Annotated in this window: 25 protein-coding genes; 12 read left to right on the top strand and 13 right to left on the bottom strand. The window is 63.6% G+C overall.

The window, feature by feature from the left end; translation table 11 throughout:
• Positions 1–49: 49 nt before the first annotated feature.
• The 3 genes from E1B25_RS15405 to E1B25_RS15395 are packed head-to-tail and all read right to left on the bottom strand — an operon-like array spanning position 50 to position 2,767.
• On the bottom strand, positions 50–1,372 hold the full coding sequence (locus tag E1B25_RS15405; RefSeq protein WP_132830408.1) for a TRAP transporter large permease: 1,323 nt from the start codon (positions 1,370–1,372) through the stop codon (positions 50–52).
• On the bottom strand, positions 1,372–1,968 hold the full coding sequence (locus tag E1B25_RS15400) for a TRAP transporter small permease subunit (RefSeq protein ID WP_132830407.1): 597 nt from the start codon (positions 1,966–1,968) through the stop codon (positions 1,372–1,374). Before E1B25_RS15400 ends, E1B25_RS15405 begins: the two co-directional genes overlap by 1 nt.
• Positions 1,961–2,767, bottom strand: coding sequence for an N-formylglutamate amidohydrolase (locus E1B25_RS15395; protein WP_206338564.1), 807 nt, complete (start codon positions 2,765–2,767; stop codon positions 1,961–1,963). Before E1B25_RS15395 ends, E1B25_RS15400 begins: the two co-directional genes overlap by 8 nt.
• Before the next feature lie 150 nt (positions 2,768–2,917).
• Between E1B25_RS15395 and E1B25_RS15390 the strand changes: the two genes are divergently transcribed.
• Entirely contained in the window at positions 2,918–3,781 is an 864-nt protein-coding gene (locus E1B25_RS15390; RefSeq protein WP_132830405.1) for a MurR/RpiR family transcriptional regulator, read from the top strand.
• A 39-nt stretch (positions 3,782–3,820) separates the two neighbouring features.
• Here the strand turns inward: E1B25_RS15390 and E1B25_RS15385 are convergent, their stop codons facing one another.
• The 6 genes from E1B25_RS15385 to E1B25_RS15360 form a co-directional block, all read right to left on the bottom strand.
• Entirely contained in the window at positions 3,821–4,039 is a 219-nt protein-coding gene (locus E1B25_RS15385) for a formate dehydrogenase subunit delta (protein WP_132830404.1), read from the bottom strand.
• Positions 4,029–4,847, bottom strand: coding sequence for a formate dehydrogenase accessory sulfurtransferase FdhD (gene fdhD / locus E1B25_RS15380; RefSeq protein ID WP_132830403.1), 819 nt, complete (start codon positions 4,845–4,847; stop codon positions 4,029–4,031). The genes E1B25_RS15385 and fdhD overlap by 11 nt, the downstream gene beginning before the upstream one ends.
• 2 nt (positions 4,848–4,849) lie before the next feature.
• Positions 4,850–7,750, bottom strand: a complete 2,901-nt coding sequence (fdhF, locus tag E1B25_RS15375; RefSeq protein ID WP_132830402.1) for a formate dehydrogenase subunit alpha — start codon at positions 7,748–7,750, stop codon at positions 4,850–4,852.
• Positions 7,751–7,862: 112 nt separating this feature from the next.
• Positions 7,863–9,380 (bottom strand): formate dehydrogenase beta subunit, encoded by a 1,518-nt coding sequence (locus E1B25_RS15370; protein ID WP_132830401.1) that lies wholly within the window; start codon positions 9,378–9,380, stop codon positions 7,863–7,865.
• A complete protein-coding gene (locus E1B25_RS15365) occupies positions 9,377–9,877 on the bottom strand; it encodes a formate dehydrogenase subunit gamma (RefSeq protein WP_132830400.1) in 501 nt (166 codons plus the stop codon). The genes E1B25_RS15370 and E1B25_RS15365 overlap by 4 nt, the downstream gene beginning before the upstream one ends.
• Positions 9,878–9,975: 98 nt before the next feature.
• Positions 9,976–10,911, bottom strand: a complete 936-nt coding sequence (locus tag E1B25_RS15360; RefSeq protein ID WP_132830399.1) for a LysR family transcriptional regulator — start codon at positions 10,909–10,911, stop codon at positions 9,976–9,978.
• A 174-nt stretch (positions 10,912–11,085) separates the two neighbouring features.
• Between E1B25_RS15360 and E1B25_RS15355 the strand changes: the two genes are divergently transcribed.
• The 3 genes from E1B25_RS15355 to arsJ all read left to right on the top strand — a co-directional run bounded on the left by E1B25_RS15355 (position 11,086) and on the right by arsJ (position 14,185).
• Complete coding sequence (locus tag E1B25_RS15355; RefSeq protein WP_132830398.1) at positions 11,086–11,934, top strand: arsenate reductase/protein-tyrosine-phosphatase family protein; 849 nt, start codon at positions 11,086–11,088, stop codon at positions 11,932–11,934.
• The gene (locus E1B25_RS15350) at positions 11,931–12,929 is read left to right on the top strand and encodes an ArsJ-associated glyceraldehyde-3-phosphate dehydrogenase (RefSeq protein ID WP_132830397.1); all 999 of its coding nucleotides are present in this window, start codon (positions 11,931–11,933) and stop codon (positions 12,927–12,929) included. The genes E1B25_RS15355 and E1B25_RS15350 overlap by 4 nt, the downstream gene beginning before the upstream one ends.
• Positions 12,930–12,994: 65 nt before the next feature.
• A complete protein-coding gene (arsJ, locus tag E1B25_RS15345) occupies positions 12,995–14,185 on the top strand; it encodes an organoarsenical effux MFS transporter ArsJ (RefSeq protein WP_245510733.1) in 1,191 nt (396 codons plus the stop codon).
• A gap of 12 nt (positions 14,186–14,197) precedes the next feature.
• Here arsJ and E1B25_RS15340 read toward each other — a convergent pair whose 3' ends face one another.
• Positions 14,198–14,677 carry a MarR family winged helix-turn-helix transcriptional regulator gene (locus tag E1B25_RS15340; RefSeq protein ID WP_132830395.1) on the bottom strand — a complete coding sequence of 160 codons (480 nt, stop codon included), beginning with the start codon at positions 14,675–14,677 and terminating at the stop codon, positions 14,198–14,200.
• A 249-nt stretch (positions 14,678–14,926) separates the two neighbouring features.
• Here E1B25_RS15340 and ectA point away from each other — a divergent pair, with 249 nt between their 5' ends.
• The 4 genes from ectA to E1B25_RS15320 are packed head-to-tail and all read left to right on the top strand — an operon-like array spanning position 14,927 to position 18,761.
• Positions 14,927–15,457, top strand: a complete 531-nt coding sequence (gene ectA, locus E1B25_RS15335; protein WP_206338559.1) for a diaminobutyrate acetyltransferase — start codon at positions 14,927–14,929, stop codon at positions 15,455–15,457.
• Positions 15,458–15,508: 51 nt separating this feature from the next.
• On the top strand, positions 15,509–16,804 hold the full coding sequence (gene ectB / locus E1B25_RS15330; protein WP_132830394.1) for a diaminobutyrate--2-oxoglutarate transaminase: 1,296 nt from the start codon (positions 15,509–15,511) through the stop codon (positions 16,802–16,804).
• A gap of 6 nt (positions 16,805–16,810) precedes the next feature.
• Positions 16,811–17,203 (top strand): ectoine synthase, encoded by a 393-nt coding sequence (locus tag E1B25_RS15325; protein WP_132830393.1) that lies wholly within the window; start codon positions 16,811–16,813, stop codon positions 17,201–17,203.
• Between the two features lie 58 nt (positions 17,204–17,261).
• Entirely contained in the window at positions 17,262–18,761 is a 1,500-nt protein-coding gene (locus E1B25_RS15320) for an aspartate kinase (RefSeq protein WP_132830392.1), read from the top strand.
• 69 nt (positions 18,762–18,830) lie between these two features.
• On the opposite strand, the gene E1B25_RS15315 is transcribed toward E1B25_RS15320, so the two are convergent.
• Positions 18,831–20,420: a GMC family oxidoreductase gene (locus tag E1B25_RS15315; protein WP_245510729.1), complete on the bottom strand. Its 1,590-nt coding sequence runs from the start codon at positions 20,418–20,420 to the stop codon at positions 18,831–18,833.
• 137 nt (positions 20,421–20,557) lie between these two features.
• On the opposite strand from E1B25_RS15315, the gene lptF reads away from it, so the two are divergent.
• From lptF to E1B25_RS15295, 4 genes are all read left to right on the top strand, one after another.
• Positions 20,558–21,691, top strand: coding sequence for an LPS export ABC transporter permease LptF (gene lptF / locus E1B25_RS15310; RefSeq protein WP_132830391.1), 1,134 nt, complete (start codon positions 20,558–20,560; stop codon positions 21,689–21,691).
• Positions 21,692–21,894: 203 nt separating this feature from the next.
• Positions 21,895–22,647, top strand: coding sequence for a glycosyltransferase family 2 protein (locus E1B25_RS15305; protein ID WP_132830390.1), 753 nt, complete (start codon positions 21,895–21,897; stop codon positions 22,645–22,647).
• Positions 22,644–22,961, top strand: coding sequence for a lipid-A-disaccharide synthase N-terminal domain-containing protein (locus tag E1B25_RS15300; RefSeq protein ID WP_132830389.1), 318 nt, complete (start codon positions 22,644–22,646; stop codon positions 22,959–22,961). The genes E1B25_RS15305 and E1B25_RS15300 overlap by 4 nt, the downstream gene beginning before the upstream one ends.
• Positions 22,927–24,432: an ArnT family glycosyltransferase gene (locus E1B25_RS15295; RefSeq protein WP_132830388.1), complete on the top strand. Its 1,506-nt coding sequence runs from the start codon at positions 22,927–22,929 to the stop codon at positions 24,430–24,432. The genes E1B25_RS15300 and E1B25_RS15295 overlap by 35 nt, the downstream gene beginning before the upstream one ends.
• Positions 24,433–24,438: 6 nt before the next feature.
• Here the strand turns inward: E1B25_RS15295 and E1B25_RS15290 are convergent, their stop codons facing one another.
• Together E1B25_RS15290 and ccoS are read right to left on the bottom strand one after the other, a co-directional pair.
• Positions 24,439–26,100, bottom strand: a complete 1,662-nt coding sequence (locus E1B25_RS15290; protein ID WP_132830387.1) for an ArnT family glycosyltransferase — start codon at positions 26,098–26,100, stop codon at positions 24,439–24,441.
• 222 nt (positions 26,101–26,322) lie between these two features.
• Positions 26,323–26,481 carry a cbb3-type cytochrome oxidase assembly protein CcoS gene (gene ccoS / locus E1B25_RS15285; protein ID WP_132830386.1) on the bottom strand — a complete coding sequence of 53 codons (159 nt, stop codon included), beginning with the start codon at positions 26,479–26,481 and terminating at the stop codon, positions 26,323–26,325.

Here is a 26,481-nt window from a genome sequence, read left to right as displayed (position 1 = left end):
CACTCCTGCTGAGGTTTGCGTTGATGCTCCGTTGACGGAGTTCTTGGTGTTAATTGTTATAGATCAGATTCGGCAGCCACAGGGCGATTTCGGGAAAGATCATCACGATTGCCAAGGCAAACGCCATCACGATCACAAAGGGAATGATCGAGATGTAGATGTCGCGCATCCCGATCTCGGGCGGGGCCATCGCCCGCATCAGAAACAGGTTATACCCAAACGGCGGCGTCATATAGGCGATCTGGCAGGTGATCGTGTACAGCACCCCGTACCAGATCAGATCAAAGCCCATCGCCCCCACCAGCGGCACATACAGCGGCGCCACGATCACCAGCATCGCGGTATCGTCCAGAAAGGTGCCCATGATGATAAAGCTGAGCTGCATCAGGATCAGGATCATCCAGGGCGACAGGCCCATCTGGTCGGTAAAGAGATCCTTGATCGCATTGACCGCGCCCAGACCGTCGAACACGGCGCCAAAGCCCAGCGCCGCCAGAATGATCCACATGAACATGCAGGAAATCGCCAGCGTTTCGCGCACCGAGGTTTCGAACACCTGCTTGGTCATCCGCCCCTTGAGCACGGCGGCAACAAAGGCCGCCATCGCCCCGATGGCCGAGCTTTCCACCAGCGAGGTCCAGCCTTTGACGAAGGGCACCATCATCACCGCGAAGATCACCAGCGGCAGCAGGCCCGCGCGCAACAGCCGCAGCTTTTCGCGGGTGGAGACGTTGCGCTCCTCCTCCGGCAGGGCCGGGCCCAGCTCCGGCTGCAACCGGCAGCGGATATAGATGTATAGGATGAACATCGCGGCCATCATCAGCCCCGGCACCACCCCGGCGAGCCAAAGCTGCCCCACCGGCTGGCGCGCGATCATCGCATAGAGCACCAGCACCACCGAGGGCGGCACAAGGATTCCAAGCGAAGACCCTGCCTGAATCACCCCCGTGACCATGATCTTGTCATAGCCGCGCTTAAGCAGCTCCGGCAGTGCGATGGTGGCGCCGATCGCCATGCCCGCCACGCTCAACCCGTTCATCGCCGAGATCAGCACCATCAGGCCGATCGTCCCGATCGCCAACCCGCCCTTTACCGGCCCCATCCAGACGTGAAACATCTTGTACAGATCGTCGGCGATCTTGGACTCCGACAGCACGTAGCCCATGAAGATGAACATCGGCAGCGTCAGCAGCGGATACCATTTCATCAGCTTCATCGCCGCCGAGAACGGTACGCCAGCGCCGCCCGGCCCCCACAGCAGCAGCGACGCGACAGCGCCGACAAAGCCGATGGCGCCGAACACCCGCTGGCCGGTCATCAGCATCAGCATCATCGAGCTGAACATCAGCAGGGCGATCATTTCATAAGGCATCAGATTTCTTCCCCGCGGATGATCCCGATGTCCCGGAACAATTCGGCCAGCGCCTGCAGCAACATCAGCATCAGGCCCACAGTCAACAGCACCTTCACCGGCCACAGCCATGGCCGCCAGGCGGTCGGGCTGCGCTCAAGAAAGCCCAGCTTTTCGCCCGCCGCGTCAAACCCGCCAGTGACAAACGAACTGAACAGGTCCCAGAAGAACGTGAACGGCTCCATCCCGAAATAGCCCAGCGCATAGGCGAGCGAGCCGACCGCGCCATAAAACAGGATGCAGAGATAGGTCATCAGAAACAGCACGGTAAAGGCATCAACCCAGGCCTTGGTCCGGATCGACCAACTGCCATAGAACAGATCCATCCGCACGTTGGAGCCAAGCTGGATCGAATAAGGCCCGCCCAGCACATAATAGGCCACCATGACGAATTGCGCAGTCTCCAACGTCCAGATCGTCGGGGTGAAAAAGGTCTTGGACACCGAGGACCAGACCAGCACCCCCACCAAGGCAAAGATCAGGTACATCGCGATGCGCCCGATAAAACGGTTGAGCCCGTCGACGGCCCGAACATAGCGGCGGATGATGCTAGGCATTTGCGCCCTCCCCGGTCCCCTGCCCACCACCCGGCTCACCCAGCGTGTCAAGCGCCGGTGCGATCAGGGTCATAAGCTCTTGTGCCATCGCTGCCACGCCCGCCTCATCAACGACAAGGTCATTGCGCAGCTCGATCATCACATTGTGCAAGCCGTTGGCGATCCCATGCAGCTTGAGTGAATGGGTCACGCCATCCTCGGGGCCATAGGGATCGTTGCGCGCGATGCGCCGCTCCGGCAGGCGGTCGGCCTCGGCCAGCATCGCGTCGGCTAACCGACTGTCGCTGTCGTGCAGGATGCCGATTTCCGTTTCGCGCCACGCCCCGAAATAGATCGGGGTGAAGCTGTGAATGGTGATGACAACGGTGGACAGGCCCCGTGCCCGGCGCGTGGCGATCATATCGGAAACCGCAGCGCAGAACGGGCGATAGACGGCCTCGGTCCGCTCCTCCCGCTGCGTCGGCGTCAGGTCACGATTGCCCGGCACCTCGATCAGCTCGGATTGCTGCGGCATGGCGGTTTCGGCTTCGGGCGGACGGTTGCAGTCATAGACCAACCGCGACACCCGACTGGCAACCAGCGGCGCATCCAACGCGCGCGACAACTGCAGCGCGACGGCGCGGGCGCCGGGGTCCCATGCAGCGTGACTATCACGCGCCTGTGCATCCAGACCCAGCCCGTCATAGCGCGCGGGGATATGGCGCGCCGCATGTTCGCACAGCAAAAGCACGCCCCCGGCACCCTTCGGGTGGACCACCTCAACGCTGTTTGATGTGTCGTTCACGTCCCCGCCCGGCATAAGCCCCCCCATGATGCTGGAAAAATCTTTTCACAAGGGCGCACAATGTGTCAATATATGTTCAGCGAGACATATGAGAGAAAGTCTTTCCCCCCCGGACGCCCGGCGACGGATTGCCCGAAATGCGTGCACGAGAGACAGGACATACCCGTGAGCAAACCCGCCGCCACAGTGCGCGAACTGATCCGCGAACACCACGCCGCCCTGACCCAGTCAGAACGGAAATTCGCCCAGGCCCTGCTGGAAAATTACCCGGCGGCGGGGCTGGCCTCGATCACCATCGTCGCGGCCAATGCCGATGTCTCGACCCCCACAGTGGCGCGCATGGTGCAAAAGCTGGGGTTCAAAGGCTATCCCCAATTCCATCAGGCGCTGCTGAAGGAGTTGGAGGCCAAGGGCTCCGGCCCGACCCAGCGCCGGGAAAAATGGGCATCAGAGGCCCCCGAATCGCATCTGTTGAACCGGTTTGCCCAGACGGTGACCCGCAACATCGAACAGACCTTCGCCAATATCGACACCGAAAGCTTTGACGGCGCGGCCAGCCAACTTGCCGATACCAAGCACCAGCTTTACGTGGTGGGCGGGCGCATTACCCGCGCGCTGGCCGATTACGCCTTTACCCATTTTCAGGCGGTGCGCCCGCGCGTGACCTCGATGACCGCCTCCTCGGCGACTTGGCCGCACTACCTGCTGGACATGGAAAAAGGCGACACGCTGCTGCTGTTCGACGTGCGCCGCTACGAGACCAATCTGGAGCGGCTGGCAGAACTGGCCGCCGAGCGCGGCGTGCAGGTGATATTGATAACCGATCAATGGGCCAGCCCGATCTCGCGCGTGGCGCGGTTCAGCTTCAATTGCTGGGTCGAGGCGCCCTCGGCGTGGGATTCCAATATCGCCACCATGATGCTGCTGGAAGCGCTGATCGCCGCCACGCAGGAAGAATGCTGGCCCGAGACCCGCGACCGCTATGAGCGGCTGGATGCCCTGTTCGACCTGACGCGACTGTTTCGCTAGCCGCCCCACGGGTGGGGCAGCCATACAAGCGCGCGCGCCTTATTCGGCAGGTTCCTGCACGAATTGCGCCGCAGCCTTCACCACCGGATCGAACCCTTCACCGCCCAGCGCCACATGCGCCAGCAGCATGCGCCGCATACGGGGGTCCCAGAAATCGTTGAGATGCGCCGCCACCCGTTCCGCCCGGTCGGTCTCGGGCTGGGTCTTGAAGAAGGTGGCGATCTGATTGGCCATATAGATCATCTTTTCAGGCGACATCGCTGGCTCCGGTCTGGATACGATCAGGGTGGGAATAAAGATCAAAAGCACCGCTATGGGCAAAGGCGGCCAATGTGATACCCGCCCCCTCGGCCAGCCGCACCGCATGCGCCGTGGGGGCCGACACCGCGATCAGGACGCCACAGCCGACCATGGCGCATTTCTGCACCAGCTCGACCGAAAGCCGGCTTGTCATCACGATGGCGCCCGTCGCGGGGTCGATCCCCGCCCGCATCAGCGCGCCGATCAGCTTGTCGAGCGCATTGTGTCGCCCGACATCTTCGCGCGCCAGAACGATGCCGGCCCCGGGCAACAGAAAGCCCGCCGCATGGGTGGCGCGGGTCTGATCGTGCAACGGCTGATGGGCACGCAGCGCATCGGTGGCCTGCGCCAGTTCTCTCTGCTCCAACCGCAGATCGCAGACCACCCGTGGCAGCGGACGCAACGCCTGTTCCAGACTGTCGATCCCGCACAACCCGCAGCCCACCGGCCCGATCATGCTGCGGCGACGCTGCTGTAGGGCCGAGCGCCGCTCAGGCGCCAGCCAGAACCGCGCCTCGCTGCCGGTGTCATGGGTGACCAGTTCGAACCCCTCGACCTGATCGGGGGTCTCGATCACCCCCTCGCTCAGCGAAAAGCCCAGCGCGAAATCCTCCAGATCGGCCGGGCTTGCCATCATCACCGCCTGTGTGGAGCCGTCATAGACCAGCGCCACCGGCCACTCCTCGGGCAGGCTGCGGGTGACGGCCCGCGACCCGTCGCGCCGCACCGAAAGGCCCGGCAAGCTGTGAGAGGTGCGCGGGGCCATCTCTATTCCGCCGCCGGCAGGATGCGCCGCGACCGATCGGCCTGCGCGGCGTAATCCTCCTGCCAGTCCGTTGGCCCGTTCGACAGGCTGACCTGCACTGCCGTCACCTTGTATTCCGGGCAATTGGTCGCCCAGTCGCTGAAATCGGTGGTGATCACATTGGCCTGCGTATCGGGGTGGTGAAAGGTGGTATAGACCACACCGGGGCTGACCCGATCGGTCAGCTTGGCACGCAGCGCCGTCTCGCCAGAGCGGCTGGCCAGCCTGATCCAGCCGCCGTCCTTGATCCCGCGCACCTCGGCGTCGTGGGGGTGAATCTCCAACAGATCCTGATCGTGCCATATCACGTTCTCGGTGCGCCGGGTCTGGGCGCCTACGTTGTATTGCGACAGGATCCGCCCGGTGGTCAGCAACAGCGGAAAGCGCGGGCCGGTCTTTTCATCGGTCGCCACATATTCGGTGACGATGAACCGCCCCTTGCCGCGCACGAAACCCTCCACATGCATCAGCGGCGTGCCGTCGGGGTTTTCCGCGTTGCACGGCCACTGGATGCTGCCCTTTTCCTCCAGCAGATCATAGGTCACGCCAGCGAAACTGGGGGTAGTCGCCGCGACCTCTTCCATGATCTGGGCCGGATGGGTGTAGTGCCAATTCGCCCCCATCGCATTGGCCAGCTTCTGGGTCACCTCCCAGTCGGCAAAACCATTGCGGGGCGCCATCACCCGGCGCACGCGATTGATCCGGCGCTCGGCATTGGTAAAGGTGCCGTCCTTTTCCAGAAAGGTCGAACCGGGCAGAAACACATGGGCGTAATTCGCCGTCTCGTTCAGAAACAGATCATGCACGATGACACAGTCCATCGCGGCAAGACCGGCGGCGACATGTTTGGTGTCCGGGTCCGATTGCAGGATATCCTCGCCCTGACAATACAGCCCCTTGAAGCTGCCATCGACGGCGGCGTCCAGCATGTTGTTGATACGCAGCCCCGGCTCGGGGTCGATCTCGACGCCCCAGGCCTGTTCAAAGACCGCGCGCACCTCGGGCAGTTTGACGTGACGATAGCCGGGCAGTTCATGCGGGAAACTCCCCATGTCGCAAGAGCCCTGCACGTTGTTCTGCCCGCGCAACGGGTTTACCCCCACGCCCTCGCGCCCGACATTGCCGGTCAGCATGGCAAGGTTGGCGATGGCGATCACAGTGGTCGAGCCCTGGCTGTGCTCGGTCACGCCCAACCCGTAATAGATCGCCCCGTTGCCGCCCGTCGCGAACAGCCGCGCGGCGCCGCGCAACTCCTCTGCCGGAACGCCGGTCAACATCTCGGTCGCCTCGGGGCTGTGGCGCGGGTCCGAGACAAAGGCGGCATAGTCCTGGAATTCGTCCCAGTCGCACCGCTCGCGAATATAGGCCTCGTCCATCAGCCCCTCGGTAACGATCACATGCGCCAGCGCCGTCACCACGGCCACATTGGTACCGGGGCGCAGCGCGAGATGATGCGCAGCCTCGACATGCGGCGATTTCACCAGATCAATCCGGCGCGGGTCGATCACGATCAGCTTGGCACCCTGACGCAGCCGCTTTTTCAGCCGGCTGCCAAAGACCGGGTGCGCATCGGTCGGGTTCGCGCCGATCACGATCACCACATCGCTCTTTTCGACCGAGTCGAAATCCTGCGTCCCGGCCGAGGTGCCAAAGGTCTGGCCCAAGCCATAGCCGGTCGGCGAATGGCAGACCCGGGCACAGGTATCGGTGTTGTTGTTGAGAAACACGGCGCGCGCCAGTTTCTGCACCAAAAAGGTTTCCTCGTTGGTGCACCGGCTTGAGGTGATCACCCCGATGGCGCGACGGCCGTGGGTTTCCTGCAACCCGCGCATCTTCTTCGCGGCAAAGCCCAGCGCCTCATCCCAGCTGACTTCGCGCCAAGGGTCTTCGATACTGTCGCGGATCATCGGGTTCAGGATGCGATCCTTGTGACTGGCATAGCCATAGGCAAAGCGGCCCTTGACGCAGCTATGACCGTGGTTCGCGTGGCCGTTCTTGTACGGGATCATGCGGACCACCTGATCGCCCTGCATCTCGGCCTTGAAGGAACAACCGACGCCGCAATAGGCACAGGTGGTCACCACCGAGCGTTCCGGTGTGCCCATCTCGATCACCGATTTCTCCTGCAAGGTCGCGGTCGGGCAGGCCTGCACGCAGGCGCCACAGCTGACGCAATCCGAGCTGAGGAAATCATCGCCCGCCGCCCCCGGCGACACCCGGCTGTCAAAGCCACGCCCCTGAATCGTCAGGGCAAAGGTGCCCTGCACCTCTTCACAGGCGCGCACGCAGCGCGAGCAGACAATGCACTTGGACGGATCATAGGAGAAATAGGGGTTGCTGTCGTCCTTGGGCAGCCACTCCGGGTTCGCCACACCCGAGGTATCGCGGGCGCTGAAATGGTTGGCAAGCGGGGCCTTTTCGGGGGCCTGATAGCGCACGTCGCGCAGACCGACCGCGCCGGCCATGTCCTGCAATTCGCAATCGCCATTGGCGGCGCAGGTCAGGCAATCAAGCGGATGGTCCGAGATATACAGCTCCATCACGCCCTTGCGGATGCGGCGCACCTTGTCAGAGTGGGTATGCACCACCATGCCCGGATGCACCGGTGTAGTGCAGGACGCCGGTGTGCCGCGCCGCCCCTCGATCTCCACCACGCAAAGCCGACAAGAGCCGAAGGCGTCAAGACTGTCGGTGGCGCAAAGCTTGGGGATCTGCAGCCCGGCCTCGGCAGCCGCCCGCATGACGCTGGTGCCCTCAGGCACCGTCACCTTGACGCCATCGATGGTCAGCTTGACCGGTTTTCCGGATTTGGCCGCGGTGCCCATATCGCGGTCGTCGTCCCACGGGATGATGAAATCTTTCATGACGTGACCTCCTGTGCGGAGTGGAAAAGGGAGACTTCAAAGCGCCTCCCGGATCGCAAGCGATCCGGAAAGGCATTGCCGCGAACTGCGGTCCTGATCTGCGAAGCGCTGTTCATTCCGCCGCCTCCTTCGTCGCTGCAAAATCGTCGGGGAACAGCGTCAGCGCCGACATCACCGGATAGGGGGTGAAGCCGCCCAGCGCGCAAAGCGAGCCCTCTTTCATCGTCTCGCACAGATCGGTCAACAGCGGCACCGCCGCCGCATCGCCCTGCGCGATGCGATCTATGGTTTCGACCCCGCGCACGGCACCGATCCGGCATGGCGTACACTTGCCGCAGCTTTCCACCGCGCAGAATTCCATCGCGAAGCGGGCCATTTTCAGCATGTCGGCGCTGTCGTCGAACACCACGATCCCGGCATGCCCGATCAGCCCACCAGCCCCGTCGAATTCCTCATAGCCAAAGGGCGTGTCGAACTGCGACGGCGCGAAATAGGCCCCCAGCGGCCCACCCACCTGCACCGCCTTGACCGGTCGCCCGCTGGCCGTACCCCCGGCAATCTCATTGACCAAATCGCCCAGCGGCAAGCCGAAGGCGGTTTCGAACAGCCCGCCATATTTCACATTGCCCGCGATCTGGATCGGCATGGTGCCCTTGGACCGGCCCATCCCGAAATCAGCGTACGCCGCCGCGCCTTTCTCAAAGATCACCGGCACCGTGGCCAGTGACAGCACGTTGTTCACCACCGTCGGATGGCCAAAGGCCCCCTCCAGCGCTGGCAACGGCGGTTTCGCCCGCACCACACCGCGCTTGCCCTCAAGCGAATTCAAAAGCGAGGTCTCTTCGCCACAGACATAGGCCCCGGCACCGACCCGCACCTCCAGATCAAAGGCACTGCCAGAGCCCAGAACATCGCCCCCCAGCACCCCGGCCCTGTAGGCGATCTCGATCGCCTCGCCCATCACCGCAATGGCATCGGGATATTCCGAGCGCAGATAGACGAAACCCTTGGTCGCACCGGTGCCAAGCCCGGCGATGATCATGCCTTCGATCAGGCAGAACGGATCGCCCTCGATGATCATACGGTCGGCGAATGTGCCGCTGTCGCCCTCGTCTGCGTTGCACACGATATATTTACGGTCCGCTTTGGCCATACGCACCGTGTCCCACTTGATGCCGGTGGGGAAACCGGCGCCACCGCGCCCGCGCAGACCCGAAAGCTTGACCTCATCCACAATCGCCTCGCCCGACAGGCCCAGCGCCCGGCGCAGCCCGGCCAGCCCGCCATGCGCCTCATACTCGGTCAGGTTCAGCGGATCGATCAGGCCACAACGGGCAAAGGTCAGCCGGGTCTGGCGGGCAAAGAACGGGATCTCTTCGACCGGCCCCAGCCCGGCGAGCGTGCCATCCAGCAACGCGGGCACATCGGAGGGCGCAACCGGGCCGAACCCCTCGCGCCCCGTGCCGCGATCAACCTCGACCAGCGGCTCCAGCCAGATCATGCCACGGGTGCCGGTGCGGATCAGCTCGATCTCCAGCCCGCGCTTATCGGCCTCCACCTGAAGGGCGACGGCAACCGCATCAGCGCCCAGCGCCTTGGCGGCACTATCGCGGGGAACATAAATCTTCATGCGCCCACCTCCGTCAGGATCTCGTCCAGCCGGTCGAAATCGACACGGCCCAGCAAAGCGCCATCCACCATCGCTGCCGGTCCGCAGGCACAAAGGCCAAGACAATAGACCGGCTCGATCGTCACCGCGCCATTGGCGGTGGTGCCATGCCACGCCACCCCCAGCCGCTCCAGCGCCGCATCGGCCAGCGCCGCGCCGCCCACCGCCTGACAGGCCTCGGCCCGGCAGATCCGCACCACGTGGCGCCCGGCGGGGACATCGCGGAAATCGTGGTAAAAGGACATCACCCCATGCACCTCTGCGCGCGAGATGTTCAGCGCCTCGGCAATCAAGGGCGCCGCCACCTGAGGCACATGACCATAGGCGGACTGGATCGCATGCAGGATCGGCAACAACGGCCCCTCCAACCCGATCTGGCTGTCGATCAGGGCGGCGATCTCTGCTGTGCTCGGCTGCTGCGCACTCGGCTGCAGGCTCTGCTGCGGGGTATGTGGCATGACTCCTCCCTTGGATGGCCTTAGGACTGGGTGGAGGATTCTATATTTCGATTCAATATCGTTCTTTCGTTGAACGATAGCATATCCCTATCAAGAAATCACCTGTTCCGACGTCTGCCCGCCGCCGCAGTCAGCCGCCGCCGCCCCGCCGTGTCCGCCGCCAGCTTGCTCGCCATGTCGAGCAGCGCCTGCAGCACCGGGGTCTGTGGCGCTTGATGCGGCGCAACCAGACCCACCGCATGGCCTGCGCCCTGCCCCCGGATCGGGATCACGTTCAGCCCCTTTCCCGCAGTCAGGAACAGTGCCAGATCCTCGGGTAGAACGGTCACCGTGCCGCCATGCAGCACCTGCGACACCAGCACCACCGTCGAATTGGATTCCAATTGCGCCACCGGGGTGATCCCCGCTTCCATGAAGGATTTGTTGATGATCCGCCGGTTCTGCATGTCAGGGGTCAAAAGGCTCAACGATTCCTCGGCCAGATCTGCCCAGTCCACCGCCTCGCGCCCGGCCAGCCGGTGCTGTTCAGCACAGATCAGCGAATAGGTCTCGCGGTATAACTCCACCGAGGACACCCGCCCCAGGGGTTCATTGTCGAGATAGGAAATCCCGGCGTCGATATCGAGATTTTCCAACATCTTGAGCACCTCGACCGAGGTGGTGGAGCGGATCGTGAAGCCCACATTGGGATGCTCGGCATTGAAGGCCGAGGCCAGCCGCGAGGCGGCGGTCAGCGCGGTCGGGATCACCGCGATGCGCAGATGGCCCGACAGCCCCTCACGGGTAAAGCGCATCTCTTCGCGTAGACGCCGGGCATCCCCAACGATCTGGCGCGCCCAGACCAACGCCCGCTGCCCCTCGGGCGTCAGCCCGCCATAGCGCGAGCCGCGCAGCACCAGCTTGACCCCCAGCTGATCCTCCAGATGGCGAATACCGGTCGAAAGCGTCGGCTGGGTGACCCCCAGACTGGCGGCAGCGCGGCCAAAATGCTGTTCCTTGGCCAGCGCGATGAGCATTTCAAGTTTTCCGATCATGATTTGAAATTGACACAGGCCAAGCCGATAGGAAATGCCTTTCAACCCGGCACGCCGTAAACCTTCCCCCTCCCCGCCTGTCCGCCCGATCCCGGAAAGGACACGACGAGATTTCAGTGTGGAGGGTTTGGGTTTTGACTTGCATCCGTTCATAATTTCATTATTTCACGAAATATGGAAAAAGAATCCCTTTCCCAGCTTGCCGCGCTCAGCCACCCGCAGCGAATGCAGCTGTTTCGCCTGCTGATGCGCCGCTATCCCGATGCGGTCCCCGCAGGCGAAATCGCCACGGCGCTCGACTTCAAACCCAGCACCAACTCGGCCTATCTCTCCACTATGGTCGAGGCCGGACTGGTGACGCAGGACCGCCACGGCACTTCGCTGCGCTACCGGTCTGACACCGGGGCGCTGCAACGGCTGATGGGTTATCTGCTGAATGATTGCTGTCACGGTCGGCCCGATCTGTGCCCGCCACGCCCCGCGCGCAAACCTGACGAAGCGCCGGACAGGACCGACCGGAAATATAACGTGCTTTTCCTGTGCACCGGCAATTCCGCCCGCTCAATCTTTGCCGAGGCCCTTTTGCGTTCTGAGGCGGGCGCGCGGTTCAACGTCTATTCGGCGGGCACCCACCCCTATCCCGAGCTGAACCCTCATGCGGTGGGCCTGCTGGCGGCCAAGGGACACGATATATCCAACCTGCGCGCCAAGTCCGTTTCGCAGCTCCAACAGCCCGATGCCCCGAAGATGGATTTCATCTTTACCGTCTGCAATCAGGCCGCGAACGAGGATTGCCCCACATGGGAGGGGCAGCCGGTCAGCGCCCATTGGGGCATGCCTGACCCGGTCAAGCACGACGGAACCGATGCCGAGAAACGGCTGGCGTTCCAACAGGCCTATGGCGCGCTGCGCAACCGCATCCGCACCTTTGCCGCGCTGCCGCTCGACACGCTGGACCGCATCTCACTGCAGGCGGCGGTGGATGGCATCGGCGCAACCGCACTGCAAGGAGAACCGGCATGACCACATACGCATTGAACGGGCTGGGCCGCATGGGCAAGCTGGCGCTACGCCCGCTGCTGGAACGCGGCGCGAAAATCGCTTGGATCAACGACAAGACCGGCGATGCCGAGATGCACGCCCATCTGCTGGAATTCGATTCCGTGCATGGCCGCTGGCCCGCCACCTTCAGCCATGACGCCGACAGCCTCAGCATCGACGGCACCCGCCTGCCGGTGCATCAGCTCGCCCGGCTTGAGGATCTGCCGCTCGACGGCGTCGATGTGGTGATCGACTGCACCGGCGCCTTCAAGACCGAGGCCAAGCTTGCCCCCTATTTCGCGGCCGGGGTTAAAAAACTCGTGGTTTCCGCCCCGGTCAAGGACGGGCCGACCGCCAATATCGTCTATGGCGTCAACGACGACATCTATGACCCGGCCAGCCACCAGATCGTGACGGCGGCAAGCTGCACCACCAATTGCCTCGCCCCGGTGGTCAAGGTGATCCACGAAAATCTGGGCATCCGGCACGGGTCGATCACCACGATCCATGACGTGACCAATACCCAGACCATGGTCGACCGCCCGGCCAAGGATCTGCGCCGCGCCCGCTCGGCGTTGAATTCGCTGATCCCGACCACCACCGGCAGCGCCACCGCGATCACGCTGATCTATCCCGAACTGACCGGCAAGCTGAACGGCCATGCGGTGCGGGTACCGCTGCTGAACGCCTCGCTCACCGATTGCGTGTTCGAGGTGGCGCGCGAAACCTCGGCGCAAGAGGTCAACGCGCTGTTCAAAGCCGCCGCCGAAGGGGCACTGTCCGGCATCCTTGGCTATGAGCCCCGCCCGCTGGTCAGCGCCGATTACACCAATGACCCGCGCTCCGCGATCATCGACGGCCCCTCGACCATGGTCATCGACGGCACACAGGTGAAAATCTATGCCTGGTATGACAACGAATGGGGCTATGCCAACCGGCTGGTGGATGTCGCGCTGATGGTCGGGACCAGCCTGTGAACCAGACCGCGCGTGATCGTGGGCTGACGGCCTATGTCGCCGTCACCGCCGCCTACTGGGCTTTCATGCTCACCGACGGGGCGCTGCGAATGCTGGTGCTGCTGCACTTTCACACGCTGGGCTTCTCGCCGGTGCAACTGGCCTATCTGTTCGTTCTGTACGAAATCGCGGGGATAATCACCAATCTCTCGGCCGGGTGGATCGCCGCGCGCTTCGGGCTGACCTCGACGCTCTATGCCGGGCTGACCCTGCAGGTCGCCGCCCTGCTGGCGCTGGCACAGCTTGATCCCGGCTGGTCCATCACCCTCTCGGTGGCCTATGTGATGCTGGTGCAGGGGCTCTCTGGCGTGGCCAAGGATCTGGCCAAGATGAGTTCGAAGTCGGCGGTCAAACTGCTGGCCCCCAGGGGCGAAGGCGCGCTGTTTCGCTGGGTAGCGCTACTGACCGGATCAAAGAACGCGGTCAAGGGCCTCGGCTTCCTGTTGGGCGCGGCGCTGCTGGCGCTGACGGGGTTTCACGCCGCCGTTCTGGGTATGGCGGGCGTGCTGGCTTTGATCCTTGTTGCCGTGCTGATCGGCATGCCCACCGGCCTGCCAGCGGGGCGCAAGGACGCCAAGTTTCGCGAGGTGTTTTCCAACAACCGCAACATCAACTGGCTCAGCTTTGCCCGGGTGTTCCTATTCGGGGCGCGCGACGTGTGGTTCGTGGTCGGCATCCCGGTCTATTTCCATGCCGTACTCTCGGACGGGAGCGGGGCGGGCAATCGCAACGCCTTTTTCATCATCGGCGGCTTCATGGCGGTCTGGATCATCCTGTACGGCGCGGTTCAAGTCAGCGCGCCGCGACTGTTGCGCGCCGCATCGCGGGGCGAAGCCGCCATGGCGGAAAGCGCCCGGCACTGGGCCACGGCGCTGATCGCCATCCCGGCCCTGCTGGCCGTTCTCACCCTCGCCGCCGGCGCCCCCGCGCCTTGGCTGACCGCCGCATTGATCGCCGGTCTGTTGCTGTTCGGTGCGGTATTCGCGGTGAACTCGGCGCTGCACTCCTATCTGATCCTCGCCTTTAGCGAGGACAGCCGCGTGACCATGGATGTGGGATTTTACTATATGGCGAATGCCGCCGGGCGGCTGCTGGGGACGGTGTTGTCCGGTGTCAGCTACCAGCTTGGCGGCGTCGCGCTGTGCCTTGCCACGGCGGCACTGATGATCGCCCTCAGCGCGTTCGGGGCCAGCAAACTGCGCCCGACCCACCCCTGAGGGCGCGCGCCCTCAGCCTGCAGAGGTGGTGAAATCGCCGGTATCCAGAACCGGCGAAGCATCAATGTCCTCGGCATCCAGCATCGAGGCGACCCGTTCGAGCGAGGCGACGAGCATCGATTGCTCCCAATCCTCCAGCGCCTCGAACTTGCGCACGTAGCGTTGCTGCAACGCGTCCGGGGCCCGCGCCAGCGCGGCGCGCCCCTTTTCGGTCTTGACGATATGGGTCTGCCGCCGGTCCTTTTCCGAGCGCTGCCGCTCGACCATGCCCTGTCGCACCAGTTTGTCCACCAACGAGGTGACAGTGGCCTGCGACACCCCCATGCGCTGCGAAATCTCGGTGGCGGTGCAGTTCCCGCGCTCGCTGACAACCTGCAACACCCGGAACTGAACCGCGGTCAGCCCGGCCGCCTGCGCCAGCTCGCGACCATAAAGCTCGGTCGCCCTGAGGATCCGCCGCAAGGCGATCAAACTGATATCGGTCCGGTCCATCCGCCCTCCAGCGTGCAGTATATCCAATGATGACAGAGCCTTAGCAACGCTTCAATACCTTCACTCCAGCCCTGACACAATCCAATACATAATTCATCAAGACGAAGTATCCACCCCCGCAGAAACTAAGAAAATTCAGAGGAAATAGGTGCATTTATGCGCGTATAATGAGTTTTTACTTTTACGTGTTGAAGTTTCTGGCTCAGATGTTACTTAGATAGTCGAAGCAAAATAGGAACAGAACTCATCATGACCCAGGCAACACACATGCCGCACAAGACCCTCCCCACCCTGCGCAAGCCTGTCTCTGCAGACGGCGGCGCGATCTGGGATCTTGTTCGCGCATGCAAGCCGCTTGATGAGAACTCCATGTATTGCAACCTGATCCAGTGCGATCATTTCCGCGACACCTGCGTGGTGGCAGAGCAAGATGGCGACGTTCTGGGCTGGGTTTCGGCCTATGTCATGCCCAGCGCGCCCGATACATTGTTCGTCTGGCAGGTCGCCGTCTCTGAACAGGCGCGCGGCATGGGACTGGGCACCAAGATGCTGGGCCATATCCTTGATCGCGAGGACTGCGCCGAGGTGCGCCGCCTGCAAACCACCATCACCCGCGACAACGAAGCGTCCTGGTCGCTGTTCCGCCGCTTCAGCGAACGCCGGCTCGGCCAGCTCGACTCGCAACCTCACTTTACGCAAGACGATCACTTCATGGGGCAGCACGAGACCGAACATATGGTCACCATCAAGCTGCCGGAGCGGATGAAGAAAGCGGCGTAATCCATGCTGCGCCCGCCCCTGCTCCCCATGTTATTTCTGGAAGGATTACCCATGTCGACCAAGACATCAGCCGTCATCAATATCTTTGAACGCCGCGAATCCGAGGCCCGCAGCTATTGCCGCAGCTTCGACACTGTCTTCACATCGGCCCGGGGTTCGGAAATGACCGATGCCAAGGGACACAGCTATATCGACTTTCTGGCTGGCTGTTCCTCGCTGAACTATGGCCACAACGATCCGGACATGAAGGCCGCCCTGATCGAACATCTGAGCAACGACGGGCTGGCCCATGCGCTGGACCTGCACACCGATACCAAGGCCGCGTTTCTTCAGGCGTTTGAAACCCATATCCTGAAGCCGCGCGGCATGGATCACCGGGTGATGTTCACCGGCCCGACCGGGGCCAATGCCGTCGAGGCGGCGATGAAGCTGGCCCGCAAGGTGACCGGGCGGACCAATATCGTCGCCTTCACCAACGGGTTTCACGGTGTCACGCTGGGGGCCTTGGCCGCGACCGGAAATGGCTATCACCGGGGCGGCGCCGGGATCGAGTTGCACGGCGTCACTCGGATGCCGTTTGATCGCTATTTCGGCGACAGCACCGACTCCGCCGACTTCCTCGAAGCGATGCTGCGCGACACCTCCAGCGGCATCGACGCACCGGCGGCGATCCTGCTGGAAACCGTGCAGGGCGAAGGTGGCCTGAACGCGGCGCGCCCGGAATGGATCAAGCGCGTGGCCGATCTGGCCAAGGAATTCGGCGCGCTGCTGATCGTTGACGACATTCAGGCCGGGTGCGGCCGCACCGGCAGCTTCTTCTCGTTCGAGTCGATGGGGGTGATGCCCGATATCGTGACCATGGCGAAATCGATCTCGGGCTTTGGCCTGCCGATGGCGCTGACGCTGGTGCGTCCAGAGTATGACGTGTTCGGCCCGGCCGAGCATAACGGGACGTTCCGCGGCAACACCCACGCCTTTGTCACCGCCCGCGTCGCGATCGAGAAATTCTGGGCCGATGACACGTTCCAGCAAAGTCTGGCGACAAAGTCGATGATCGTGACCACCGCATTGGGTCAACTGGCCCGGATGATCCCCGGAGCGCGGCTGAAAGGACGTGGCCTGATGCTGGGCGTTGATGTCGGCTCGGGCGATCTGGCCCGCCGGATCTGCGCCCGCGCCTTTGGCAAGGGGCTTGTCATCGAGACCTCGGGCTCCGAGGATGAAGTCATCAAGGTTCTTGCCCCCCTCACCACGCCGGAGGCCACCTTCCGCAAGGGGCTGACCATCCTGCTGGAGGCGGCGCGCGAGATCCTGTCCGAAGAAACCAAAAGCATTGCAGCGGAGTAAGCACCGATGATCGTACGCGACTTTAGCGAAATCACCAAAACCCAACCCGAGCGCGTGGTCTCGGACGCGAAGTGGTCTTCGGTCCGGATGTTGCTGGCCGAGGACGGCATGGGGTTTTCGTTCCACATCACCTTCCTTGAGGCCGGTTCAGAGCATACGTTCCACTACAAGAACCACTTCGAGAGCGTCTATTGCATGCAGGGCAAGGGCTCGATCACCGATCTGGCCACCGGCGAGACCCATGAGATCAAGCCGGGCGTGATGTATGCGCTGAACGCGCATGACAAGCACATCCTGCGCGCCGAAGAAGAACTGGTGATGGCCTGCGTCTTCAATCCGCCCGTTACGGGCAACGAGGTGCATCAGGCCGACGGTTCCTACGCGTTGGAATCGGCCTGATCCATCTTTCCAAAGACAGAACAGGAGGCCCGGCGCATCCCGCCGGGTAATTCCCCTCGTGAATTTTCCAAAGCACACCGTCGAGAAAATCGGCGGCACTTCCATGAGCCGTATCCGCACCCTGCGCGATACGCTTTTCATCGGCACACGGTCGGGCAGCGATCTGTATCGCCGCATTTTCGTGGTCTCTGCCTTCGGCGGTATCACCAACCTGCTGCTGGAGCACAAGAAGACCGGTACGCCCGGTGTCTACGCCCTGTTTGCCAATGACGACAACGGCCATGACTGGCTTGATGGGCTGACCCGCGTGGCGGATGCCATGCGCGAGGCGCACAGCGCTGTGCTGGATCACGGTGCCGACCTGACCGCCGCCGACGAGTTCGTGCGCGAAAGGATCGAGGGCGCGCGCTCGTGCCTGTTCGACCTGCGGCGGCTCTGCTCCTATGGCCATTTCCGCCTATCGACCCACATGATGGTGATCCGCGAACTGCTTTCGGGTCTGGGCGAGGCGCATTCCGCCTTTGTCACCACGCTGCTGCTGCAACGCGCCGGTGTGAACGCGCGCTTTGTCGATCTCAGCGGCTGGCGCGACGAAAAGGAACACAGCCTGAAAGAGCGGATCCTCGCCGGGCTGGAGCAGGTCGACCTCGCGTCCGAACTGCCCATCGTCACCGGCTATGCCCAGTGCAGCGAAGGGCTGATGCGCGAATTCGACCGTGGCTATTCCGAGGTGACATTCTCCAATATCGCCGCGCTGACACAGGCGAACGAGGCGATCATCCACAAGGAATTCCACCTTTCTTCAGCCGACCCGATGCTGGTGGGCGAAGAGGCCGTGCGCAAACTGGGGCACACCAATTACGACGTGGCCGACCAATTGTCGAACCTCGGGATGGAGGCGATCCACCCCAATGCGGCCAAGACCCTGCGCAAGGCAGGCATCGCGCTGCGGGTGACCAATGCGTTCGAACCCGGCGATCCCGGCACACTGATCGACGACGCCCCGGCCAAGACACCTGCGGCGGAAATCGTCACCGGGCTGGACACCTATGCGCTGTCGCTGTTCGAACAGGACATGGTCGGCGTCAAAGGCTATGATCAAAGCGTGCTGGAGATTCTGGCCCGCCACAAGGTGCATATCGTGTCCAAGGGCACCAACGCCAATACGATCACCCACTATCTGGCCGCGCCGCTCAAGGCGGTGCGCCGGTCCGAGCGGGATCTGATCGATCGTTTTCCCAATGCCGATGTCACCGTTCAGGGGCTGGCGCTGGTGTCGGTCATCGGGCGTGACCTGAGCGGGCTGAACGCCGCCCAGTCCGGGCTTGCCGCCTTGCAGGCCGCGCAGATCACGCCGCTGGCTGTGCAACACTTGCCGGGCAGCGTCGATGTGCAATTCCTGATAGCCAAGGACGACCGCGTCAAGGCGATCAAGGCGCTGCACCGTGCCTTGATCGAAACGCCGAAATCCCAAGGCAAGGCCCCGATCCCGATGAAACGGGCGCTGCCGCCGAAACAGGCTCCCGAGACCGAGTTTCAGCTCAGCAACGCGAGCTGAGCGCAGATTGAAGCGGCAGCGGGGCGGTCTCTTGCCCCGCTGCCGCCCCTTTGCCGGGCCTGCGCCTGTTCAGCGCGCGGCGCGGATCATGTCAGAGATCTTTTCAGCGATCATGATGGTCGGCGAATTGGTATTGCCCGAGGTGATCCGCGGCATCACCGAGGCATCCACTACCCGCAGCCCCTCGATCCCGTTCACCCGACACTCCGGATCGACCACCGCGCCCGCATCCGCACCCATCCGCGCCGTGCCGACGGGATGAAAGATCGTCGTGCCCACATCACCGGCGGCGCGCATCAGATCCTCTTCGCTTTGATAGTCGGGGCCGGGACGAACCTCTTCCGGCCTGTACTTTGCCAGCGGCTCCGCCGTCATCACCTGCCGCGTCAGCCGGATCGCCTTGGCGGCCACCCGCCGGTCAGATTCCTCCGCAAGGTAGTTCGGTGCAATCTCCGGCGCAGCAGTGGGGTCTTGCGACACGATCGACACATGACCACGGCTTGCGGGCCGCAGATGGCAAACGCTGGCGGTCACCGCCGGGAAATCATCCAACTCCTGACCGAAGGCCGGCAGCGACAGCGGCTGCACGTGGTATTCCAGATCCGGCGTCTCCAGATCCGGCGAGGAATAGGCGAAACCGCCCAGCTGGCTTGGCGCCATCGACATCGGACCAGAGCGGAACAGCGCATATTCCAGCCCGATCTTGGCCTTGCCCCAAAGCGAGGCCGACAGCGTGTTCAGCGTCTTGGCCCCCGTCACCTTGTAGGCACAGCGCAATTGCAGATGATCCTGAAGGTTGGCCCCCACCTCGGGCGACTCATGCACCACCTCGATCCCGTGCTGCTGTAACAGCGTGCCGGATCCGATCCCGGACAATTGCAACAGTTGCGGCGACCCGACAGCGCCCGCCGACAGGATCACCTCGTGCCGGGCGTGCAGTTTTTCGCCATCGATCAGTTCAACGCCGGTGGCGCGGCGCCCCTCGAAGGTGACGCGCGCGCATTGCGCATGGGTGCGCACCGTCAGGTTGGCCCGCTCGCGCACCGGGGACAGGAACCCCTTGGCGGTGCTCCAACGCCACCCGTTGCGCTGGTTCACCTCGAAATAGTTCACCCCGAAATTGTCGCCGGTGTTGAAATCATCGCGCCGGGGAATCCCTGTGGCCTCGAAGGCGTCGGCCACATCGTCCAGAATGTCCCACCGCAGGCGCTGTTTCTCAACCCGCCATTCGCCGCCCGCGCCATGATCCTCCGAAGCCCCGGCATGGTGATCCTCGGATTTCAGAAAATAGGGCAGCACATCGTCCCAGCCCCAGCCGGTACAGCCCAGCTGACGCCAGGTGTCATAGTCGCGGGCCTGCCCCCGCATATACAGCATCCCGTTGATCGACGAGCAGCCGCCCAGCACCTTGCCGCGCGGATAGCCCAGGCTGCGCCCGTTCAATCCCGGTTCGGGCCGGGTCTTGAAACACCAGTCGGTGCGCGGATTGCCGATGCAGTAGAGATAGCCGACCGGGATATGGATCCAGTGGTAATTGTCGCGACCGCCGGCCTCCAGCAGCAGCACACGCATATCGCGGTCCTCGCTCAGCCGATTGGCCAGGACGCAGCCCGCGCTGCCCCCGCCAACAATAATGTAATCATAGTCCTGCCCGCTCACGCCGTATCCCCTCTGTCCGGTTTGCGCGGATATTGTGTCACGTGGCGTCCGGGGTCCAGCCCAGAGCGACCAAATTGCGGTTCCAACGGCGCGGCAACTGCAATATGGTCCGCGAGCGCAGCGCCTGCGGGAGAGAAATGGCAAGATTTGACGGATATGTTCTGCGCCAGCTTCTGGTGCTGCTCTCGTTCTTCCTGTTGGTGCTGGTGGGCGTGCTGTGGATTTCCCGCTCGGTCAGCCTGTTCGACAAGCTGATCGGCGGCGGCCAGTCGGCGCTGGTGTTCCTTGAATTCACCGCCCTGTCGCTGCCCACCCTGATCCGCACGGTGATGCCGATGGCGACCTTCGGCGCGGCGGTCTATGCCACCAACCGGCTAAGCCGCGACAGCGAGATGACGGTGATGCTGGCCACTGGCGCCAGCCCGCTACGGCTGGGGCGGCCGGTGCTGTACTTTGGGCTGGTCGCGGCGATGATGATGGCGGTCCTGACCACCTATCTGCGCCCCGCCTCGATCCAGAAGCTGGAGCTGCGCCAGGCCGAGGTGTCGCGCGATGTCACCGCGCAGCTGCTGAACGAGGGCAGCTTCATGCACCCGGCCAGCGGCGTCACCTTCTATATCGGCAAGATCGACACCGACGGCACGCTCAATGACGTGTTCCTGTCGGATCGGCGCGATCCCGCCTACCCGATCACCTATACCGGCGCGCGGGCCTTTCTGGTGCGCGACGAGGCGCGGATCAACCTGGTGATGGTCCAGGGGATGGCGCTGCGCTTCGATGCAAAAGGCAACACCCTTTCCACAACGGTATTCGACGATTTTTCCTATGACATCAGCGCAATGGCTGCCGGTCGCGCGGATCTGGCCCGCAACATCCGCGGCATTCCCACGCTCGAGCTGATCAGCCCCGCGGCCCGGGTGCAGATTCGCGACGAGAACGGATATTCCGACGGCCAGATCGCCGAAGAACTGCACGAGCGGCTGGCATGGATCCTCATTTGCATCGCCACGCCGCTGGTCGGCTATGCCACGCTGATGCTGGGCGGATTTTCGCGCTTTGGCCTCTGGCCGCAGGTGCTGGGGGCCTTCGCCATCCTGTTGGTGCTCGAAGCGCTGCGCGGATTCGCGACCCCGATCGTGACGGAACGGCCACAGATGTGGTGGGTTCTGTATATGCCCAGTCTGGCGGGGCTGATTTTGGCGGCGCTGTTCCTGCGTCTGGCCGGGCGTCCGATGCGCCTGCTGTTGCACCGCGACCGGGTGGCAGCCTGACATGCCCGCCATATTCCCGTTGAACAATCGCCGCGAAAGTGTATTGAAGCCCGACCGGAGCGCAGCGGACAAACGGGCTTGCGCATGCCCGGCGACGGATCCCCAGCAGGGATGCCCTCACGCCGGACAGATCCGTGCAATCGCCCGTTTCGCCCGTTATACTCGGTCGAAGAAATGAAACGCGACGCGGCGGACCCGTGACCATGCAGCTTTCCATCGTAATTCCCATGCATAACGAGGCGGAGAACGTCATCCCCTTGGTGCGCGAGATCGACAGCGCCTGTGCCGGGCTGACCGACAAGGAACTGATCCTTGTCGATGACGGCTCTTCCGACGACACCGCAAGGCTGATCCGTGAGATGCAGGCCGACTATCCTTGGCTGCGGCTGGTGCAACACCCGCATGCCGGCGGTCAGTCGGCAGCGGTCCACAGCGGCGTTCTGGCCGCCCATGGCCGGGTGATCTGCACGCTGGACGGCGACATGCAGAACCCGCCGTCAGAGATCCCCAAACTGGTGGCGCCCCTGCTCGCCCCCGACGCGCCGGCCGATCTGGGGCTGGTGGCCGGTCAGCGGGTCAAACGTCAGGACACCTGGTCGAAAAAGATCGCCTCGCGCCTCGCCAACGGGCTGCGGGCGTGGATGCTGAACGATCACACCCGCGACACCGGTTGCGGGCTCAAGGCGTTTCGCCGCGACGCCTTTCTGGCGCTGCCGTTTTTCAACCACATGCACCGTTATCTGCCGGCGCTGTTTTCGCGCGACGGCTGGCAGGTCGCACATGAGGACGTCACCCATCGCGAACGCGGCGGCGGCACCTCGAAATACAACAACTTTCAACGCGCGCTGGTCGGCATCTATGACCTGATCGGGGTCGCCTGGCTGATCCGTCGCGCCAAGACCGTGCGCCCGCTGGCCCCCACGCCCCAAGGCCACGACGAAGGGAATGCCGCGTGATTGAAACGCTGCTGGGCTTTTTCAAGGTCGACACACGGGCCGAACTGATCTGGGTGGTCATCGGGATCGGGGCGCAGCTGTTGTTCTCGATGCGCTTCATCATCCAGTGGATCGCGTCGGAAAAACAACGCCGTTCGGTTGTGCCGGAGCTGTTCTGGTGGTTCTCGATCACCGGCGGGCTGACCCTTCTGGCCTATGCGATCCACCGACAGGATCCGGTCTTTATCCTCGGCCAATCATTGGGCGTGGTGATCTATCTTCGTAATCTCTGGCTGATCTATGCAGAAAAACGCAGCGCACGCTCGGGGTCCTGACCCGCTTTGGACCGGTGTTGCGGTGGTTGCCGCGATCACGCTCTATCGGGTCGTGATGCTGGGCTTTTCCACGGCCGAGCTTTTCGTCGATGAATCGCAGTACTGGCAATGGGGACAAGAGCTCGACTGGGGCTATTACTCCAAACCGCCACTGATCGGCTGGGTGCTGCGCGCCTTCAACGAACTGTCGGGCAGCGATAGCGCATTCTGGGTCCGCCTGCCCGGCGCCCTGTTTCATGCCGCCACCGCGCTGATCCTGATGGGCGCCGCGCGCGAAGTAACCGACCGGCGCGCCGCGATGATGGTGGGGGTGTTCTATGTCACCCTGCCGGTGGTCTCGGTCGGCGCGCTGCTGATGTCCACCGACACGATCCTGCTGCCGTTCTTCGCGGGGGCGCTCTGGCTCTACCTGAGCCTGGCGCGCCGCCCCTCGTGGACGCGCGCGCTGGCGCTGGGGCTCTGCCTCGGGCTGGGGATGCTGGCGAAATACGCCGCGATCTATTTCGTGATCGGGGCCGGGATCGGTGCGGCACTGCTTCCGGCGGCGCGGATTTCATGGCGCGATGCAGCCCTTGCCACCCTCGCCTTTCTGCTGGTGATTTCGCCCAATCTGGTCTGGAACCTGCAAAACGACCTGACCACCCTGTCGCATACCGCCGATAACGTCGATTGGGTCCGCCGCCCCGGTCTGCACCTGAACCCGCAGGGCGCGGTGGAGTTCTTCCTGTCGCAATTCATGGTGCTGGGGCCGGTCCTGTTCGGCGCCTATCTGGGGGTCGCCGCGCGCGCGCTGTTGCGCAAATCTCGGCATCCGAACGGGCACCCCAACGGTCTCCGGGAGGACTGGCAGGCGCGCTGGCTGGTCTGGATGTCCGCCCCCACCCTTGGGCTGGTCACCCTGCAGGCGCTCTTGTCCAAAGCCTATGCCAACTGGGCAGTCACGGCCTGCGTCGCCGTGCTGTTGCTGGCGGTTCCGGTGCTCTGGCACCGGGCGCGCATGTGGCTGTGGGTCGGGCTGGCGTTGAATCTTGCCGTCGCCGCTTTCCTGCCGATCGCGGCCACCCAGGCGACACATTGGACCAAGGGCGAAGACGGCCGTCTTTTGATGCGCCGCTATGTCGGGCAACAGGCGATGAGCGCGCGTATCCTGCAAGAGGCCCGCACCCAGGGCGTCAGCGCCGTGGTCTCGGGCAATCGCCACCTGCTGGCCGACCTGTTCCGCGCCGCCAAGGGCAGCGACATCGCGATCTTTGCCGTGCCTGTCCCCGGACATGCGCCGCATTTCTACGCCCAGAAACACCCTTATCCCGCTGACCGGACCGGGGCCTTCCTGTTTGCGACGCTGGGCGATACGCCGCCCTGCCCCGGCGCGCTGCCGGTGGCGAGGTGGAACCCCGGACCAGGCATCTATGCCGCCGCCACCCTGTCGCTCTATGTCCGCGAAACAAGCTGCTGGCCCGCCGCCGACTGATCCGCTCTAGCGGAACAGATAGGCGGTGATCCCCAGCTCCTCTGCGCCACCCAGACCGAATCCCTCGACCCGCCCGATCACCTCGCCCTTGCGCGGCGCGGAGATGTCGAAATCGACCCGCTGGCGGTCCTCGACAAAGATCAGGGCACAGCCCGCCCCCGCCTCTGGCAGCGCCCCGGCGGCCTCTTCGGCCCCGACAAAGCGCGGCAATTTCCGGCTCAAAAGCATCAGCGACGGCTCCGCATACCCGACCGAGAAATAGGCAGGCTGATCGCACATCTCCTGCGCCTGCACATGCAGATCCGCCAGCGCGTTCGAGGGCCAGATATGCTCGAACCGGGCGAGATGACCAAACAGGCTCACCGACAGCCCCAGTGACAACAGGCCAAGGCCCAGAACCGGGCTCAGCCGCGCGCCATCGCACATCCGCGACCAGACGAACCAGATCCCCACCAGCGTAAAGGCAACACCCAGCGCCCAGATCAGACCGGGCCCGGTGCCATATTGCAGGGTAAAGATCACCGGCGCCGCTGCCAGCCCAAGCCCCAGTAGCAAGAACGCCGCAAGGAACAGGCGATAGGGGCGACGCAAGGCCTCGTCCGGGCGCGCCAGCCAGCCCGCCGCACAGAGCACGGCCAAGGCCGGATAGGTCGGCATCACATAATGGATCAGCTTGGTCGCGGTAAACTCGAACACCAGCCAACTGGGCAGCAGCCAAGCCAGACAGAACAGCACCGCGCGATCACGCCGCGCACGCCAAGCAAACCACAGCCCGAACGGCAGCAGGATCGAGGCGGGCCAAAAGCTCAGCCAAACCGCCAGCGCATAGGCTCCAAAGGGGGCGCCGTGGCTTTCCTGCCCCTCGCCGATCTTGCCGATCAGATCGCGACCCAATGCCTCGGCCCAAAAGGCGTCACCCGATTTCACCGTAATCGCCACATACCAAGGCAGCACGATCACCGCGAACAGCAACAGCCCCCGCCCCCAGCGCAGCGGCGCCAACCAACGTACCCCGCGCCGCAACGCGATCAGCGCCAGCACGGTCAAGCCGACGACCATCGGACCGATCGGCCCTTTGATCAGCGTCGAGCCCCCCATCGCGCCCCAGAACAGCCAGGGCCAGCCGCCGCGCAGGGCCTCGGCCCCGCGCATATGCAGCCGCGCCAGCACCAACTGCGCCGCCAATACGGTAGTGAGCAAGGTGGCGTCGGTCTTGGCCAGCCGCGCCTCGCCGCCCAGCACGAAACAGACCGCCATCAGCAGCGCCGCAACCAGCGCCCCCTGCGCGCCGATCAGCGAAAGCGCGATCAGATAGGTCAAAAGACAGACCGCCACCCCCATCACCAGCGACGGCAGCCGATAGACCCAGATCTCATTCACGTGACTCTCGCCCACCAACTTGACCGCCGCCGCTTGCAGCCAATAGATGCCCACCGGCTTTTTATACCGCGTGCCCTCGCCCAGCCGGATGTCGATGTAATCCCCGCTCTGCGCCATCTGGCGCGAGGCTTGGGCAAAGCGGGTCTCGTCGCGATCGATCGGCGGCAGGGAGAAAAACCCCGGCAGGAACATCACCAGCGCGAACAGCGCGACAAAGATCATCGGCCGCGCGGGCCGTTCCGCCGCCAGCCCCGCCAGGGTCAACTCTGTGCGCTCACGCCAATCCACCTGCGTCTCCCGTTCTGGGTTTCCGGTCTTCTCTGTGGCCGAATCCGCCCCGCATTGCAATCCGGGTGCCCCCCGCTCTTCTTCTTGGCAAAAATACTCCCGCCGGAGGCATCGCGGTGTAGCCGCGACCGCTTGAGCCGAGGGTTCGGGATTGACGCGCAACGACCCGCCCTGCGGCGCGGCGCTGAACCCGTACAATTTGAGAGTAATTCCGTACCGCAATCACGGCTTCGGGTGGTCGTCCCATTCGTCGCTGAGGATGCGGCGGCTGTCGCCTTCCGGGTCGTCATACTGCCCCGAGCGCACCGTGTAGAGGAATGCCAGCAGCCCCACCCCGCCCAGCGCCAGAGAGATCGGGATCAAATAGGATAGCACTTGCAT

It is taken from the genome of Antarcticimicrobium sediminis (assembly GCF_004348975.1).
GTDB lineage: Bacteria > Pseudomonadota > Alphaproteobacteria > Rhodobacterales > Rhodobacteraceae > Antarcticimicrobium > Antarcticimicrobium sediminis.
This window is presented reverse-complemented; position numbering and strand designations above follow the sequence as displayed.